The 15906-nt window shown below is 45.4% G+C and carries 11 protein-coding genes; all 11 read right to left on the minus strand.

Annotated features, from left to right (window positions below):
- Positions 1–98: 98 nt before the first annotated feature.
- A complete protein-coding gene (locus tag RIL182_RS14930) occupies positions 99–413 on the minus strand; it encodes a YbjQ family protein (protein ID WP_006856956.1) in 315 nt (104 codons plus the stop codon).
- The gene (locus tag RIL182_RS14935; RefSeq protein WP_006856955.1) at positions 394–627 is read right to left on the minus strand and encodes a hypothetical protein; all 234 of its coding nucleotides are present in this window, start codon (positions 625–627) and stop codon (positions 394–396) included. Before RIL182_RS14935 ends, RIL182_RS14930 begins: the two co-directional genes overlap by 20 nt.
- 59 nt (positions 628–686) lie before the next feature.
- The gene (gene fliB / locus RIL182_RS14940) at positions 687–1958 is read right to left on the minus strand and encodes a flagellin lysine-N-methylase (RefSeq protein ID WP_006856954.1); all 1272 of its coding nucleotides are present in this window, start codon (positions 1956–1958) and stop codon (positions 687–689) included.
- 82 nt (positions 1959–2040) lie between these two features.
- Complete coding sequence (locus RIL182_RS14945; RefSeq protein ID WP_006856953.1) at positions 2041–3597, minus strand: ABC-F family ATP-binding cassette domain-containing protein; 1557 nt, start codon at positions 3595–3597, stop codon at positions 2041–2043.
- A 63-nt stretch (positions 3598–3660) separates the two neighbouring features.
- Positions 3661–5010 carry an MATE family efflux transporter gene (locus RIL182_RS14950; RefSeq protein ID WP_006856952.1) on the minus strand — a complete coding sequence of 450 codons (1350 nt, stop codon included), beginning with the start codon at positions 5008–5010 and terminating at the stop codon, positions 3661–3663.
- An 18-nt stretch (positions 5011–5028) separates the two neighbouring features.
- A complete protein-coding gene (locus RIL182_RS14955) occupies positions 5029–6018 on the minus strand; it encodes a peptidyl-prolyl cis-trans isomerase (protein WP_015520142.1) in 990 nt (329 codons plus the stop codon).
- Between the two features lie 28 nt (positions 6019–6046).
- Positions 6047–7447 (minus strand): NAD(P)/FAD-dependent oxidoreductase, encoded by a 1401-nt coding sequence (locus tag RIL182_RS14960; protein WP_006856949.1) that lies wholly within the window; start codon positions 7445–7447, stop codon positions 6047–6049.
- Between the two features lie 93 nt (positions 7448–7540).
- On the minus strand, positions 7541–7798 hold the full coding sequence (locus RIL182_RS14965) for a hypothetical protein (RefSeq protein WP_006856948.1): 258 nt from the start codon (positions 7796–7798) through the stop codon (positions 7541–7543).
- Positions 7799–7860: 62 nt separating this feature from the next.
- On the minus strand, positions 7861–8487 hold the full coding sequence (locus RIL182_RS14970; RefSeq protein WP_006856947.1) for a Maf family protein: 627 nt from the start codon (positions 8485–8487) through the stop codon (positions 7861–7863).
- 93 nt (positions 8488–8580) lie between these two features.
- Positions 8581–12294 carry a helicase-exonuclease AddAB subunit AddA gene (gene addA, locus RIL182_RS14975; protein WP_006856946.1) on the minus strand — a complete coding sequence of 1238 codons (3714 nt, stop codon included), beginning with the start codon at positions 12292–12294 and terminating at the stop codon, positions 8581–8583.
- Between the two features lie 48 nt (positions 12295–12342).
- Positions 12343–15882 (minus strand): PD-(D/E)XK nuclease family protein, encoded by a 3540-nt coding sequence (locus RIL182_RS14980; protein ID WP_134523396.1) that lies wholly within the window; start codon positions 15880–15882, stop codon positions 12343–12345.
- Between the last annotated feature and the right edge of the window lie 24 nt (positions 15883–15906).

Here is a 15906-nt window from a genome sequence, read left to right on the forward strand (position 1 = left end):
TTGCTCCTTTCCGTTGACGGATTCTATCATCTGCTTCCCCATCGGAAGTACTTATAAATTCTACAACTTGAAGTGCACTATAAGTCAAGAAATTTCTGCTAGTTTGTAAATTTTACAGCCGTACCATATGCAATGACTTCTGCTGCCCCCTGCATAACTGCAGAAGATGCATAACGGATATTTACAACCGCATCAGCACCTAAGCTCTCTGCCTCTTCCACCATGCGCTTTGTTGCAAGTGCTCTAGCCTCATTCATCATTTCATTGTATGCCTTTAACTCTCCGCCAACTAATGTTTTGAAACTCTGTGTAATATCTTTTCCAATATTTTTGCTCTGGATCGTGCTTCCCTTTACCAGACCAAGCATTTCTAAATTTTTGCCGCTGATATAATCAGTATTTACTAAGATCATCTTCTTCTCCACTCCTTATCTCCTGCACACGTTCTACGGTTACTGCAAATGCTACTCCTGCCAGTGCCAGCGGAATAATTACCATCAATAATTTCATGATGACAGTCAGATCCGGGATCAGCATAAATACCGCAGCAATTGCAACATAATACACGATCAGAACTGCTGCAATGATAATCGGAGCGATCATTTTGTTTCGATGTTCCTTTTTCATAACTTTTGCCCCCTTTGTGTATTATCTAGTTAATACAATAATACATTCAACAGAATATGTCAACCACAAATCAACGCAAAATATCCCCAGTCCCAGATGATATGTTCAAAACTGTTTTCCAAATATTCGTAAATATCATCTTCCTCATATCCCGTCATGCGGGAGACCACAACCATATAATCACGCACATCTTCGTAGGAAATTCCTCTTCGGCAGGAAGTTGAAATTCCTTCTTCGCAGAAGCTCCCCTCCCCCTGACTTAACAACCAGTGCAGAAAAACAGCATGCCTTATTGTGGCATATTCCATTGCGATCCACTGCACCTGCACGACCATCTCCTCTAAATTTCCTTCCGGTTTTAAAGAATCTGCATACAACTCTGTCAAAAGGAACCGCCGCATCAACGGCTGGTATTTCAAAAACTGTACTTCAAACTCCTGCCATTCTTTTACAACTTCCTCATCGATTCCCTGTTCGGATAACTGTTCTGCAAGCTGTGCCACAGGCTCTAAGTATTTTTCATACAATCCTTCCCTGCGATAATTCTCTGCAAGGTCCAAAAACAGTTCGTTGCGCTCCTCAATGGAATACTGCAGTGTCTGTTCAATTCCATCAATCGTTTCTGAAAGTTCTAAAAGGAATCCACCCGGATACATTTTTGCCATGTCTGTCAAATCCAGTCCCAACGCATCTTCTGCCGCATCTTTTACCTGCTTATTTTCCATACACCCATCTTTTGCCTGCTCATCTTCCACACGCTCATATAGATCAAGCAGCACATAAAAAATCTTCATCAGATTATGCTCCGGCGTATGCGCTCCATCCTCCATCAGCTTCATTAAAAATGCGCGCAAGTTCACAAGCGGCGCAAGTTCCCGATAAGCAGATGTATCCATCTCTCCGGAAAATGAAATATGTTCTCTTTTCCGCAACAGATCAATGACCGCCGGACAAGACGGCATCAGGGCGTATTCTGTGACATCTTCGTTAAAGGTATGGATCTCTCTTGGAAAAAGCTGACAGGTCTGTGAAAGTATCTCATCCCCATAAGTAAGAACCAATCTGCACAATTTTTTGCCATTCAGAAATGGACAATTTTTCTCTTTATTTAATCCGATGACTCTGCTGCCATCCTTCTTTCTTACATACCCACTCAGCTTTTCTTTTTTTGCCTGCTGTCCTCTATCTGTATCATACATCCCGTCCGGCGTCAGAGTGTGTTTCCACTTTACAAAAGTGTCCTCATCCACCCCGATCTTCCATTCCCTGCAGCATGTAAAACTGCACCGGTCTGCTATACAGGTAAAATCTTCATAATAATCCGGCTTCATTTCTCTCTCCTAGCTTATGAATAAATATAGGGCTGTTTTTTCAAAGGGTATTTTTACCTTTTGAAATCCAGCCCCACATTTTTTATAAAATCTTCGTCGTCCACTTTGAGCAGTCCCACACGGCGTTCACCACATCCTGATAGAAATCCGGCTCATGACAGATCAAAAGTACTGCTCCGCGGTATTCGTTTAGAGCACGCTTTAATTCGTCTTTTGCATCCACATCCAGATGGTTCGTCGGCTCGTCCAGAAGCAGGATGTTAGTCGTGCGGTTCATCAGTTTGCACAGACGTACTTTCGCCTGCTCACCACCGCTAAGTACACGCACCTGGCTTTCGATATGCTTTGTGGTCAGACCGCATTTTGCAAGTGCTGAACGCACTTCGTACTGGGAAAAAGCCGGAAATTCTTCCCAGATTTCTTCGATACAGGTATTTTTATTTTCCCCTTTGATCTCCTGCTCAAAATAACCGATCTCTAAATTTTCCCCCAGAGTGACTTCCCCTGATAAAGCCGGAACCAGTCCTAAAATACTGCGCAGTAAAGTCGTCTTTCCGATACCGTTTGCACCGACTAAGGCGATCTTCTGACCGCGTTCCATAGAAATATTAAGCGGCTTTGATAACGGTTCATCGTACCCGATGACAAGATCTTTGGTCTCAAAGATATATTTTCCCGGTGTCCTTCCAAGTTTGAAATCAAACTCCGGCTTTGGACGCTCTGCGGCAAGCTCGATCACATCCATTTTATCAAGTTTTTTCTGACGGGACATCGCCATATTTCTCGTAGCAACGCGGGCCTTGTTGCGCGCCACAAAATCTTTTAACTCACTGATCTCCTGCTGCTGTTTGCGGTATGCAGCCTCAAGCTGTGATTTTTTCACTGCATAAACTTCCTGGAACTTATCGTAATTTCCTACATAGCGGTCAAGTCTCTGATTTTCCATATGATAAATGATATTTACCACGTCATTTAAAAACGGGATATCGTGTGAGATCAGGATAAACGCATTCTCGTACTCCTGCAGATAACGCGTCAGCCATGCAATGTGCTCTGCATCTAAATAGTTTGTCGGCTCATCCAAAAGAAGAATGTCCGGTTTCTCTAAAAGAAGCTTTGCAAGCAGCACCTTCATACGCTGTCCACCGCTTAAATCTGAAACATCATGGTCAAGTCCCAGTTCCAATAATCCAAGTGCTCGCGCAACCTCCTCCACTTTGCTGTCGATAACATAGAAATCATGCATCGTCAGCATATCCTGGATCACACCAAGTTCTTCCATCATGGCATCCATCTGATCCGGATCGGCACTGCCTAACTGATCGCAGATCTCATTCATGCGTTCTTCCTGCTCAAACAGCCACGCAAACGCCGACTTTAGGACGCTCTCGATTGTCATCCCCTTCTGCAGGGTGGAATTCTGATCCAGATATCCGGTCCGCACATTTTTCGCCCACTCAACTTTTCCCTCATCCGGCATCAGTTTTCCGGTCACAATGTTCATAAATGTGGACTTTCCCTCGCCATTGGCTCCAACTAATCCGATATGTTCCCCCGCAAGCAGACGGAATGAAACATCCTCAAAAATTGCACGGTCGCCAAAGCCATGGGTCAGATGTTCAACATTTAATATACTCATATTTTTCCTCTTTACTTTCTGTTATTATCTATATGGTACTCACGTTTTGTTCCGGCAAAACCACTATTGTATGCTCACGTTCAGCATCTTTTCCGTCTTCCGGTACACATGCCGGTACGCCGGGAACAAAAATGCGTCCGCGAAGATCCATGCGACCGGGCTTGCAAAACATGCTGCCGGAAAACCAAACAGCGGCACTAATGCAAATCCGACGAGCGTTCTCGCCGCCATCTCACAGACACCTGCTAAGATTGCAAACTTGCTGTATCCCATACCCTGGATCAGGAAACGGACGATATTGACAAATGCGAGTGGAATGTAAAATGCACTGTTGATCAATAAAAACAGGTATACATTCCCGATGACTTCCACCTCAGCGCGTTCCACGAAGAACAGTGCAAGATTTCTTCCGGTCAGCGCAAGAATAACAAATGCAAGGATCGCATATCCGATTCCAAGCATGGAACATGCCTTTAATCCCTTCGAAATACGATCCATTTTCTTTGCACCGACATTCTGTCCGCCATAAGTTGCCATCGTCGATCCCATCGCATCAAACGGGCAGCAGAAAAACATTCCTATCTTGCTTCCAGCGGTCATGGATGCAACTGCGTTTGAACCGAGCGTATTGACTGCACTCTGTAAAATAACGCTTCCAATTGCCGTGATGGAATACTGCAGTCCCATCGGCACACCCATGCCACAGAGTGTTTTCATATAAGAACTGTTCCATCGGCGTTCCTCTGCATCCGGATGCAGGATTTCAAATTTTTTCCAGCTGTAGATCAGGCATCCGATTCCGGACACTGCCTGAGAGATCACCGTTGCAAGTGATGCGCCAGCTACACCCAGATGAAGATTTATGATAAATACAAGGTCTAACGCAATATTCATCACAGATGAGATTACCAAAAACACGACGGGGGTCTTGCTGTCTCCCATCGAACGGATGATGGCCGAAATAAGATTATACAAATATGTTGCCGGTATTCCTGCAAAAATGATCACGATATACAGATACGCCCCGTCGATAATGTTGTCCGGCGTGCGCATCAGTTCTAAGATCGGGCGGCAGAATACTACTGTGACTGCCGTCATGACCACTGCAAAAATTGCAGATAAATAAATGGCATTTACCATAAATGCACGCAGTCCACGGTAATCCCCGGCACCAAATTTATGTGCCAGTGGAATTGCAAAACCGTTGCAGACACCCATACAGAATCCGATGATCAAAAAGTTTAAAGATCCGGTGGAACCTACCGCTGCAAGTGCATCCACACCGAGAAATCTTCCGACAATGAGTGTATCCACCAGATTATAAAACTGCTGAAACAGATATCCAAACAAAAGTGGAATGGAGAAACCTAAAATCAGCTTCATCGGAGAACCATTCGTCATATCTTTTGTCATATTTCATCCTCTTTTCCCTTATATTTCCCCACAATGTTTTTCAAAAATCTCAAAAAAACTGTCCGTCTGTATACCATCTGTGGTATCTAATGTGAGTTCATCCCACATATCTTTGTTGATACTGGAATTCAGTCCCGCCACAAACTGATTATAGACATCATCAAATGCCTCTTTTTCTCTTTTTTCCACGATATTGGACTTGTTTGCCTCTGTCAGTTCCTCATTATATTTATTCAGGCATTTAATAAAATAAAACCCTTTGCCTGCCTGGATCATAGACGACGTCTGTCCATTATCAAGATTAAACGCAACCTCCTCGACCTCTTTGGGCAGTTCATCCCTGGCCACCGTAGTCTGTATGGAAGAAAGTTCATTATAGTTATTTGCCACAGATGCAAAATCATCTCCACGCTCTAACTTTGCTGCCACATCACTTGCCTTTGTACTGTCTGCGACAAATATCTGCATGATCTCGATCACACGCGCCTCATCGTCACTGACTTCCTCATTTACACTGTTTGTCAGCGAATTATAAAGTTTCTGTGCTAATGCGTAATGCTGATAATATTCGCTGATATCGCTCTCCGTCACTTCAAGATAAGTATTTTCTTCTTTTGAAAGTGATGCATAATACTCTGCCGCCGCCTCTGATATTGCAGAAAGCTCATCCTCTGAAAGTGCAACTTCCCTTGACTGTGCAAGCAGATCCATGCTGACCACCTGGGTTAATTCTTCCATTGTGACCGCTTTGATATATTTTACCAATGAATCATCCCCGAAATCATGTTTCCAGAGATCCACACCATATGCCGTCCCGTAGATATTCTGATAATTCGTCAGATAAACCCGCGCCTCTTTCAAACTGCAGACGGTTCCCTCGATCTTGAATACCTGACGGTCATTTAATATATTCGAAACCACAATATTTTTATTTCCGATCCGGCATCCGGTCAATAACAGCGACATGCCACACAGCACAGCTGCTACCCTTGTAAATTTTCTCTTCATCCTAATTTACCCAATCTGATAGAAAGTCCTATTGTTCCATTGATTTTAAGATACTTCTTGCAACGGAAATTCCGTTTGCAGATGCCTGCTGCAATCCTCTCGTCACAGATGCTCCGTCTCCGATCGCACGCAGTCCTTTTACGCTGGTTTCAAAATCAGAGTTGACCACTACCTTGTTGGAATAGAATTTTACTTCCACACCGTAAAGCAGTGTCTCGTCGCTGGCAATACCCGGTGTTACCTTATCGAGTGCCATAATCATTTCCTCAATATCGACCATGATACGGTGCGGGAATACTAAGGAAAGATCACCCGGCACAGCATCCTTTAAAGTCGGGATCAGGTTATTCCTGCAGAGGCGTTCCTCCGTTGTTCTTCTTCCTCTCTTGAAATCACCGAATGTCTGTACTAAGATCTTTCCGTCGCAGAGCATGTTGGAAAGCTGTGCGATCTGTTTACCGTACTCGATCGGTGTCTTAAATGGTTTGGTAAAGTTTTTGGAAACCAAAATTGCAAAGTTGGTATTGTTGGTCTTTAAATCTTTCGACTTGTATGCGTGACCGTTTACCACCGCAAGTCCGTTATCGTAGTATTCTGTTGCGACCTCACCGGACGGGTTGGTACAGAAGGTACGCACCTTATCATCAAATGTCGGGGTATGGTAAACCAGTTTTGCCTCATAGAGGTTCTGATTTAAAAATTCCATGACCTCATCACGCACCTCCACACGTACACCAATGTCTACGGTACCTACCTTTGTTTCAATATCATGCTGTCCGCAGATATGTGAAAACCAATCAGCACCCTCTCGTCCAACTGCAGAAATAACCTCTGCTGCAAGATATTCCTCATCTTTTTCGGTAATGATCCCTTTGACCTTGTTATCCTCAATGATGATATCTTTGACCATGGTGTTAAATTCCATCTCAACGCCCTGCTCTAACAGATGCTCCTGAAGTCTGGAATAGATTTTGTAGCCTTCCTCTGTTCCAAGGTGGCGGATCGGACATTCGATCAGTTTTAAGTTTGCATTGATCGCTTTTCTGCGGATCTCACGGATCTCTTTTTCTTTATCCACTCCGTAAACTTTTGTATCTGCACCGAATTTTAAATAAATATCATCGGATTCTTTTAATAATTCCACGGTTTTATCATAGCCTAAAATTTCCGGCAGATTTCCTCCGACATCCGGTGAAAGTGACAGTTTACCGTCAGAAAAAGCTCCCGCTCCGGCAAATCCGGTCGTGATGGAACAAGGTTTACATCCAACGCAGACTTTTGTCTTACGTTTCGGACATTCTCTCTTTTCGATTCGTCTGCCCTTCTCGATCATTAAAATTTTCAGATTCTTCTTTGCATGGATCAGTTCATATGCACAAAAGATACCAGATGGACCGGCTCCAATAATAATCACATCATATTGTTTCATTCTTTTTTCCTCTTACCTGTCTATTTGTCCTGTTTACCGATTTCTCACACGCATCTGTATTTTGGCATAGCGTATTCCATAAAAACGTCATTCCTACGCTTCCACGATCAGATATCTGCCGTCCGGGATTGCAAAAACTTCCTCTGCCTCTGCTAAATCCGCATTGCTCATTCCGGCAATATCTGCGCCCTCATCTTCAAAATAAGCACGGACTTCTTTGATATTTTTGCAGACAACTGCCATGCAGTCCTCTAAAAATTCTTCGGCCTCCTCCGGCGATTCTGCAACATTTTCTTTAAAAAGCTGCATCTGATGTTCCAAAAAATACTGTACTACCGCTTCATCGTACATAATAATCCTCCATTCTGTGCAGTGTAAAAATCTCATTTTTCACACTATATTTTCCCGCTTATCTACCATGTATATGGGTCAATTCCAAGCCGGTCAAGCTCTCTGTAAATCGCTGCAACCGGAAGTCCTACCACATTATTATAGTCACCGTCGATTTTGTCAATATAAATTGCAAATTTTCCCTGGATTCCGTATGCACCGGCTTTGTCCGACGGTTCTCCTGTCGCAATATAACGCAAAATTTCACTTTTCTTTAACTGTCTGACAAAAACGTCAGTCTTTTCATAAAAGATATGTTCCCCTGCCCTGCCGGTCCGGTCGATAAACACAAAAGCAACCCCCGTGTACACCGAATGGCTTTTCCCTGACAATAAAGAGAGCATGCGGAAGGCATCTTCCTCATCTTTTGGTTTTCCTAAGATTTCGCTGCCCGCGGCAACAATGGTGTCTGCACCGATGACTAAAGTATCCTGCGGTGTCATCAGCGTCCGATGCTCATCTCCATATGTTTTTAACATGGATGCGACTTCTCTCGCCTTCTGTGCTGCAAGTTCCATGACAACCTCTTTTGGCTCTTTTTTTATGATGATCTCCTCCCCCTTTGCCGGACAGACCTCAAAGTTAAGACCGATCTGCTCTAAAAGTTCACGGCGTCTTGGGGACGCGGATGCTAAAATAATCTGTGACATGGTCAAATTTCCTTTCTGCTACATGCTTATCTGCTTCTTAACATTGCACAAAACTCCAATCAGACTGGCTTTTGTACAATGTTTTTAAATTTTCTATACCGGGATCACTTTCCCAATCCGGAAGGAATACAACAGTTTTTCCTTTACTTTCAGCGGATTTCCGGCTGCATCTTTCTCATTTTCATAGACTCGGTTTAGCGCTTCCTCGTAAAGTTTTAACTGTGCCGCATAACGCTCGGACAATTCCTTTTCCGTATCCACACGGTCTGTTTTATAATCAAGAAGGACAATACCGTCCTTTTCAATCCAGAATACATCGATGATTCCCTGGATCAGGGTCAGCTCTTTCCCTGTATATTCCGTTTCTCCTATATTTCCTACACGCCCCATGCTTTTTACCTTTTCCGCCTGTTCCGTGTTTTCAGCAAAACCAAACTCGTCTAACTGTTCATCCGTAAATCCCATGACAAATGGTTTCTCACGGTACAATTTTCCGTCTTTTTCAGCTGTTCCCATCCGTTTTCCAATATCTGCATTTACAAAATATTCAACCTGCGGTATGCGAATCAGTCCATGCATCTCCGGTGTGATCTGTTCTTTCTCCAGCATCCCGGCGACCTGCTCTTTTGCGGACACACCGGAAGAAAACTGGTAGCACTCCATGATGCGGTGCATTGCCGTTCCACGAAGTGCTCCAGGGCTGGCATCCTCACTTTGCTGCTCTATTTCTCTTGCAAATGCAGGCACATACGGCACAACCTCCTCGTATTGAAAAACAGGAACTGCCTCCTCCTCTTTTTCAAACGCCTCCCGCATGGCACGATGTTTTAACTCCGACACGGAATACTTATTTTTTCTCTGCACATCATTTTCATATGCATACCGTCTGTGAAAACGCTCCGAGAACTGCTGCACTTTTTTTTCATCTGCCTGCGCAGCTTTTTCCATGCAGGCTGAACGGTTCCAGTCATCTTTGATCTGTGTTTCCAGTTCTTCCTGCACCAGTTCTGCCGCCCGCATCAGACGTATCTGATATTTATCCTGACAGGATGCAGCCGCAGGCAGAATCCAGTCCAAATAACCGGCTGCACTCTCGCGTCCCAGATAAGATAACAGTTCCTCTGGAAATGCTTTTATATAGGAAAGTGTCTCCTCTGCCTTTTTCAGACTTCCGGTTAAGATCAGCTTTTCTTTCGCTCTCGTTAATGCCACATAAAGGACACGCAGTTCCTCGCCAAGATTTTCCATATCGATCTGCTTTGCGATAGCACGTTTTGCGATCGTCACGGATTTTACACGCTGTTTTCCGTCCATATAGTCAAGACCGATGCCAAGTTCCGGGTGTAATACCAGACGGCTTCTTGTATCCTGGCGGTTAAAGTTTTTTCCCATCCCGGCGGCAAATACGACCGGAAATTCCAGTCCTTTACTCTTATGGATACTCATAATGCGCACGACATTTTCGTTTTCCCCGATCAGATCTGCCTCGCCGAAATCCACATCGTATTTCTGCAGTTCATCAATATAGCGCACAAAATGAAACAGTCCCTTGTAACTGGTATTTTCATAGGCGATCGCCTTCTCCACCAGCATTAAAAGGTTTGCATGACGCCTGTCTCCGGCTGGCATTGCTGCGGCATAATCGCCGTAACCGGTCTCCTTTAACAGCAGTTCGATCAGCTCATGGATCGGTGTATCCGGCACAAGCTGCCGCAGTTTTTCGTAGGTAACATAAAACCGGTATAACTTTTCTTCGGAATCATCCCTGCCCTGTCCCGGATTTTCCTCCGCTTCCTGTTTCAGACGCTCACATTCCTCCAAAACACACTCGTAAAATCTGACATTCTTGTCTTTTAAACGCAATTTTGCAAGTTCCTCATCCGAAAGTCCTGCGATTGGTGAACGAAGCACCGCTGTCAGCGGGATATCCTGTCTCGGATTATCCAAAATACGAAGCATGGAGAGCACGGTCTGCACCTCCACCGTACTGAAATATCCTGTCGCCGAAACAGTATGTGCCGGAATTCCTGCATCATTTAACACAGCAGCAAAACGGTCTGCATATCCGCTCAGGCTTCGCAGCAGAATGACCATATCCGAATACTGCACCGGGCGCAGTTCCCCGGTTGCCTTGTCGGTCACCTTCTGCGTTCCCATAAGCTCTTTGATCCTTTTTGCAATCATCCGTGCTTCTAACAGTTTCTTATCATCCGCTGCAGCATCATCCAACAGTTCATCATCCCCGTCCACCAGTAAAATTTCCGGTGTGAACATGTCCGTTTCTTCCTGATAAGAAGCTCCCGGATAAAGTGCTGCATCCGCATCATATTCCACATTTCCAAGATTGCGCTTCATGATGCGGTAAAAAATATCGTTGGAAAAATCGAGTACTTCATTTCTGCTTCGGAAATTTTTATGCAGGTCAATGCGCTGCATTTTTGCATCCGTCAGGCTGTAAGTATCGTATTTTTCCATGAATAGTTCCGGTCTTGCCAGACGGAAACGGTAGATACTTTGTTTGACATCCCCGACCATAAAAAGGTTGTATTCACCGCGCTCCTCCCGTGAAATTGCACGTAAGATTGTCTCCTGCACCTCATTGCTGTCCTGGTACTCGTCGATCATGATCTCTTTGAAATTATCCCGGAACTCCTCGGCAGTCTTTTTGACTTTGCCGGTCTCCTCATCGACAAAGATATTTAACGCAAAGTGCTCAAGGTCATGGAAATCCACCAGATTTTTCCGTCGTTTTTCTGCCGTAAACGTCTCGTCAAATTCCAACGTCAGACGCACTAACTCTGCCGCCATCGGCGCCGTCTTTTTCATCTGCTCCGCCATGATCTCCGGTGATGTGAAAAAATACTGGCGGTTTATTTTTTTGACCGCATCCTTTCCCATCTCTCGCAGTTTTTTGACCAGCTCTAATTTTTCTTCGTTTCCGTCAAATCCACGGGAGGAAGCAAGCCTGTCATAGGATAAATTGCGGTAATTCTGATAAAAATCCGCAAAACTTTCACTCGCAGCGATCTCCTTATATTTTTCCAGGTCGCCCTCTAATGCTTTCGCATACATATCCGGCCCGTCATCGTCCTGCGTCAGTTTGTATGCCCGCCCGGAAAGTGCCACAAGATCCTCTGACACCCGTTTTAAGTTCTGAAGAAGCGACTGCATGAAAGCTGCGCTTTCCAAAGATGCCTCATCCTCTATGCCATAGCTTTCTGCCGCCGCAAGCAGCCATTTCTTTGGCCATGGATAACTCCTTGAAAACTCATAGAGCTGTAAGATCATGCCGGAGAGCGCCGCATCATTTCTGCCGGATGCATATCCGTCCACAAATGCTAAAAATTCCGGCGCACTCTCCTCATAATTTTTCAACAGCACCTTTGCGAGCACGTCCTCTTTTAACAGTTTCAACTCGCCCTCATCCCCGATTCTGAAATTCGGTTCGAGATCGATCTCATGAAAATGATTACGGATCACATACAGACAAAAACTGTCGATCGTCGTGATCTGGGCATTGTGTAAAAGAGAAAGCTGACGCTGTAAATGTTCGTCGTCCGGCTGTTCTTTTAAGGCATTCTCCAGTGCATTTCCGATTCGTTCACGCATCTCTGCCGCAGCCGCATTGGTAAATGTCACGATCAAAAGACGGTCAATGTCCACCGGGTGCTCTTTGTCCGTAATGATCTTTATGATACGTTCCACGAGCACCGCAGTCTTACCGGAACCTGCTGCCGCGGAAACTAATATATTTCTGTCTCTGAGTTCGATGACCTTTCGCTGGTCATCTGTCCATGTCATTCCCATGTTTTGCTCCGTTTCTGACTTTTTATTTTTGCACCTGTCACATCACATTTATTCACCGTCCGGATTTTTTCCCGGCTCTCCAATCTCTTCCCGGATATGTGCAAGGATCTCCTCACTGCTGTCAAATTTTTCAAACTGCTGATAGGAAAATCCCGGCATGCGTACATCAAATCCGCAGATCGTGTGATATGGACAGTAATCGCAGCCGCTCCTGTCTCCTAACAGGTAAGGTTTTACCGCCACATTTCCGGCAAAGATCTCTTTTCCCACATGCTCAATCTTCTTTCGCACATAATGGGACATCAGTCCAAACTCATAGGTGCTCGCCGTCTTAGATGTCGCCTTTAAGGAGCCGTCCGCTTTTAAGGCTACCGGGATCACTGTCGATGTGCCTGAAAAATCAGTATCCATCGCACCATAGATTTCCGGATCTTCATTGACCAGACCTGCCACTTTAAGCTGTTCTAGAATACTCCGTCTGATCTCCTCCTCGGACTCTTGACCATCCGCATCCACCATCGGATCTGTGATGTGATAATAAAAAATACCTGCAGGTTCCGTATCTTTTCCCTTATATTTTTTCTTTGTGAGTTCCAGTGCCGCATTCATGTAGACGACAAGCTGGAGCTGCAGTCCATAATAAAAATTTAAAAGTGAAAAAGTGGTGTTGCCCGATTTATAATCAATGATTTTTACATAGACCTTATCGTCTGTCTCGTAAGTATCAACGCGGTCGATCCTGCCGCGCAGACGCATTTTTTCATCTTCACCCAGTTGAAACTGCACCGCATCCAGTCGCTCGGCGCGCGAAAATGACACCTCAAAACCGCTCGGCACAAACTTTCCTTTCCGCACCTGTAACATCAGTGCCCAGATCGTCCGTTTTGCCGTTGCCTCCATCCGCTTTAACAGGTAACTGTTTCTTGCGTCCTCGAATACGTCCCCGATCCCGCTGCCTGCGATCGCATCTTCCATGCTCTGGGAAAGCAGGGCTTCCTGCGCTTTCTCCGGGATATCAAACCAGGTATAATCCGACAGCTCTATGCCCTTTGCAAAACGCTCTAACACATCATGATAAATATTTCCCATATCCACACTCGCAAACTGCTGCAGTTCCCGTTCTTTAAGCCGCAGTCCATAACTTAAATAATGAGCAAACGCACAGGCAGCAAACTGTTCGAGCCTTGTCACGCTGTTTTCTAAGGTATTCCCATATAAAGCTTTCGTGACTGCCTTGCTGATCGCATCATCTTTATGGGCGCCAAACGCCGCATCAAAAAGCTGCATTACTTTTTCCCGTTCACCCTCATCCGACAGGTACCATGCCAAAAGTGCAGTCCATGCCTCTTCATCCTCCACCGGTTTTGTCAGCCCTTCCATCAGAAACGGCAGGGCACTTTCCGCAGTCAGTGCACCTTCTAATGTCTCCTCCTCGGACGGTTCTTCCACCGCAAGCTGTGGGAACAGTTTTAAGAGTGTCCCGATCAGATACGAACGCCGCAGTGCTTTTCCATCGGAGTTGACGCGGCAGAATGTTACATACAGCCGCTCGGACGGTTTTGTCATATTTAAATACAGGTAAAACTTCTGGATAAATACTTTTTCCCTTGCGCCCGGCGCCAGTTCCAGGTGATATTCTGCCATCTTTTCACGCTCAAACTGGGAAATAATGCCACCCTGATTCCCTGCTTTCGGCACAACTCCGTCGTTGACACCGACAAAAAATAAGATTTTTACATGGTTCAGACGGGTTCTCTCGATATCCCCGACTGTCACCGTGTCGTTGCCCGGCGGGATAATACCGACTTTTGCCGCCTCAAATCCGGCATCTAAGATATCACTGTATTCCCGGATCGTCATCGTCTCATCGCCAAGCAGGGACGTCACTTTGTCGAGCAGATCCATCACAATTTTATAGATCTGGTCATATTCCTTTGCCCGCGCCTGATTGCCATGCGCCTCGAAAAAGTTTCCACGCTCCTTTAATAACTGCTCCATGTCAAGCCGTCTGATCAGACTGTATAACTCATAGGTCTGTGTGCTGACCGTATTGTCTTTTCCACGGAATGCCTCAAGCAGCGGCTTAAAATTCTCATAAACCGCCTCACGGATCTCATTTAACCGTGCCATATCCTCCAATGTCCCATCCGGCATTACAAACGTCCACGGTCTGCTCCAGCGGGATGCACCGCGGATGCCCCGTGCGAGGACATAATTTTCCAGGCGGTCGATCTCCTGTTCTGTAAGTCCATGGGATCCTGTTTCCGGCTGCTGCGTCAAATCTTCCGTTGCAGCCGGATCTGGCTCCTTGTCGGAATTTTTTGCCTCGGTCACGACTCTCGATGCAAGCCCGCACCGCAAAAACCGGAACACACTTTCATAAGAAAAATCATATTCGATCATCTCTAAGATCGCCCGGATACACTCGATAAACGGGTGGAACAAAATATTTTTCGTCTGATCAATAAAGTACGGGATATGGTACTGCTCAAAGATCTCCGGCACATAATTGCCATACTGCTGCACATCCCCTGTCACGACTGCGATATCCCGGTAACGGTAACCATTCTCCCTCGTCAGGCGCACGATCTCGCGGGCAGCAAATTTTAATTCTTCCCTCGGATTTTTCAGGGACGTGATGCGGATATGCTGCATAGATTGTTCCGGTGCTTTGTATCTGTAGCTTCCCGCTCCCGGACGAAAGAGATTCTGCTCCATAAAATAAAGGTCGGCAGCATTGGCATAGCGCCTCTGTTTTCCGGTCGGCAGTACCAACGGCTCCTCCACCGGAACTTTGCACAGTTCTGCCACTTTCAGTAGCGACGCCACCGTTTTTTTACTCATGGCAAAAAGTTCATGTACACCCCTGCACTGGTAAAAATCTTCCCTGACATCCATCGTGACAGACACGCTGACCTTCTTTGCCAGCACGAGCAGTTTTTCCATCAGACGGTTCTGGATCGGTGTAAATCCGGTAAACTCGTCCAACACGATCACACTATTACGAAGCAGTTCGGACTCTTCTGCCACATCATAAAGAAGCTCTAACACTTCCTCTGCCGTGATATATCTGCCCTTTAAATACTCCGTAAATCCCTGATACATCGTGAGGACATCCTTCATTTTTAAGCGCAGTCCCTCCCCAAGCGGTTCTTTCTCCAAAAACTCTGCCAGCGCATCCGGACGGACATTATACTGCATCAGCTCTGAGATCAGGGATTTTACCTCGCCGACATATCCCATCTTATTCATATTCGCACCAAGCACTTTCAGTTCTGCTTTTTTCTGTTCTGCCACCTTGCGCAGTACAAGATTTTTTCCGGTCTCTTCCAGCACAACCACATTTTGTTTTCCAAGATCATCAAAGACGCGGTATGCGAGTCTTGCAAAACTGAGCACATCCACGTTCATGATTGCATGCTGTTTTTGCCTCTCGACCAGTTCCCGCTGTGTCTGCATGGTAAACTGTTCCGGCACAATGATTAAAAACTGCTGCTCTTTATTTTCTTTCGCCTGTTTCAGCACGGAATCATACAGAAAATCCGATTTTCCGCTGCCCGAATTGCCAAATATAAATTGTAGGGACATCTGTTTTCTCCTGAAAATTCAATC

This window comes from Roseburia intestinalis L1-82, from assembly GCF_900537995.1.
Lineage (GTDB): Bacteria > Bacillota > Clostridia > Lachnospirales > Lachnospiraceae > Roseburia > Roseburia intestinalis.

Bases quoted from the DNA above. Each gene is read 5' to 3' on its own strand.
- addA (WP_006856946.1), bottom strand. From the start codon at position 12,294: ATGGGAATGACATGGACAGATGACCAGCGAAAGGTCATCGAACTCAGA.
- RIL182_RS14980 (WP_134523396.1), bottom strand. From the start codon at position 15,882: ATGTCCCTACAATTTATATTTGGCAATTCGGGCAGCGGAAAATCGGAT.
- RIL182_RS14970 (WP_006856947.1), bottom strand. From the start codon at position 8,487: ATGTCACAGATTATTTTAGCATCCGCGTCCCCAAGACGCCGTGAACTT.
- RIL182_RS14955 (WP_015520142.1), bottom strand. From the start codon at position 6,018: ATGAAGAGAAAATTTACAAGGGTAGCAGCTGTGCTGTGTGGCATGTCG.
- RIL182_RS14930 (WP_006856956.1), bottom strand. From the start codon at position 413: ATGATCTTAGTAAATACTGATTATATCAGCGGCAAAAATTTAGAAATG.
- RIL182_RS14945 (WP_006856953.1), bottom strand. From the start codon at position 3,597: ATGAGTATATTAAATGTTGAACATCTGACCCATGGCTTTGGCGACCGT.
- RIL182_RS14950 (WP_006856952.1), bottom strand. From the start codon at position 5,010: ATGACAAAAGATATGACGAATGGTTCTCCGATGAAGCTGATTTTAGGT.
- RIL182_RS14935 (WP_006856955.1), bottom strand. From the start codon at position 627: ATGAAAAAGGAACATCGAAACAAAATGATCGCTCCGATTATCATTGCA.
- fliB (WP_006856954.1), bottom strand. From the start codon at position 1,958: ATGAAGCCGGATTATTATGAAGATTTTACCTGTATAGCAGACCGGTGC.
- RIL182_RS14965 (WP_006856948.1), bottom strand. From the start codon at position 7,798: ATGTACGATGAAGCGGTAGTACAGTATTTTTTGGAACATCAGATGCAG.
- RIL182_RS14960 (WP_006856949.1), bottom strand. From the start codon at position 7,447: ATGAAACAATATGATGTGATTATTATTGGAGCCGGTCCATCTGGTATC.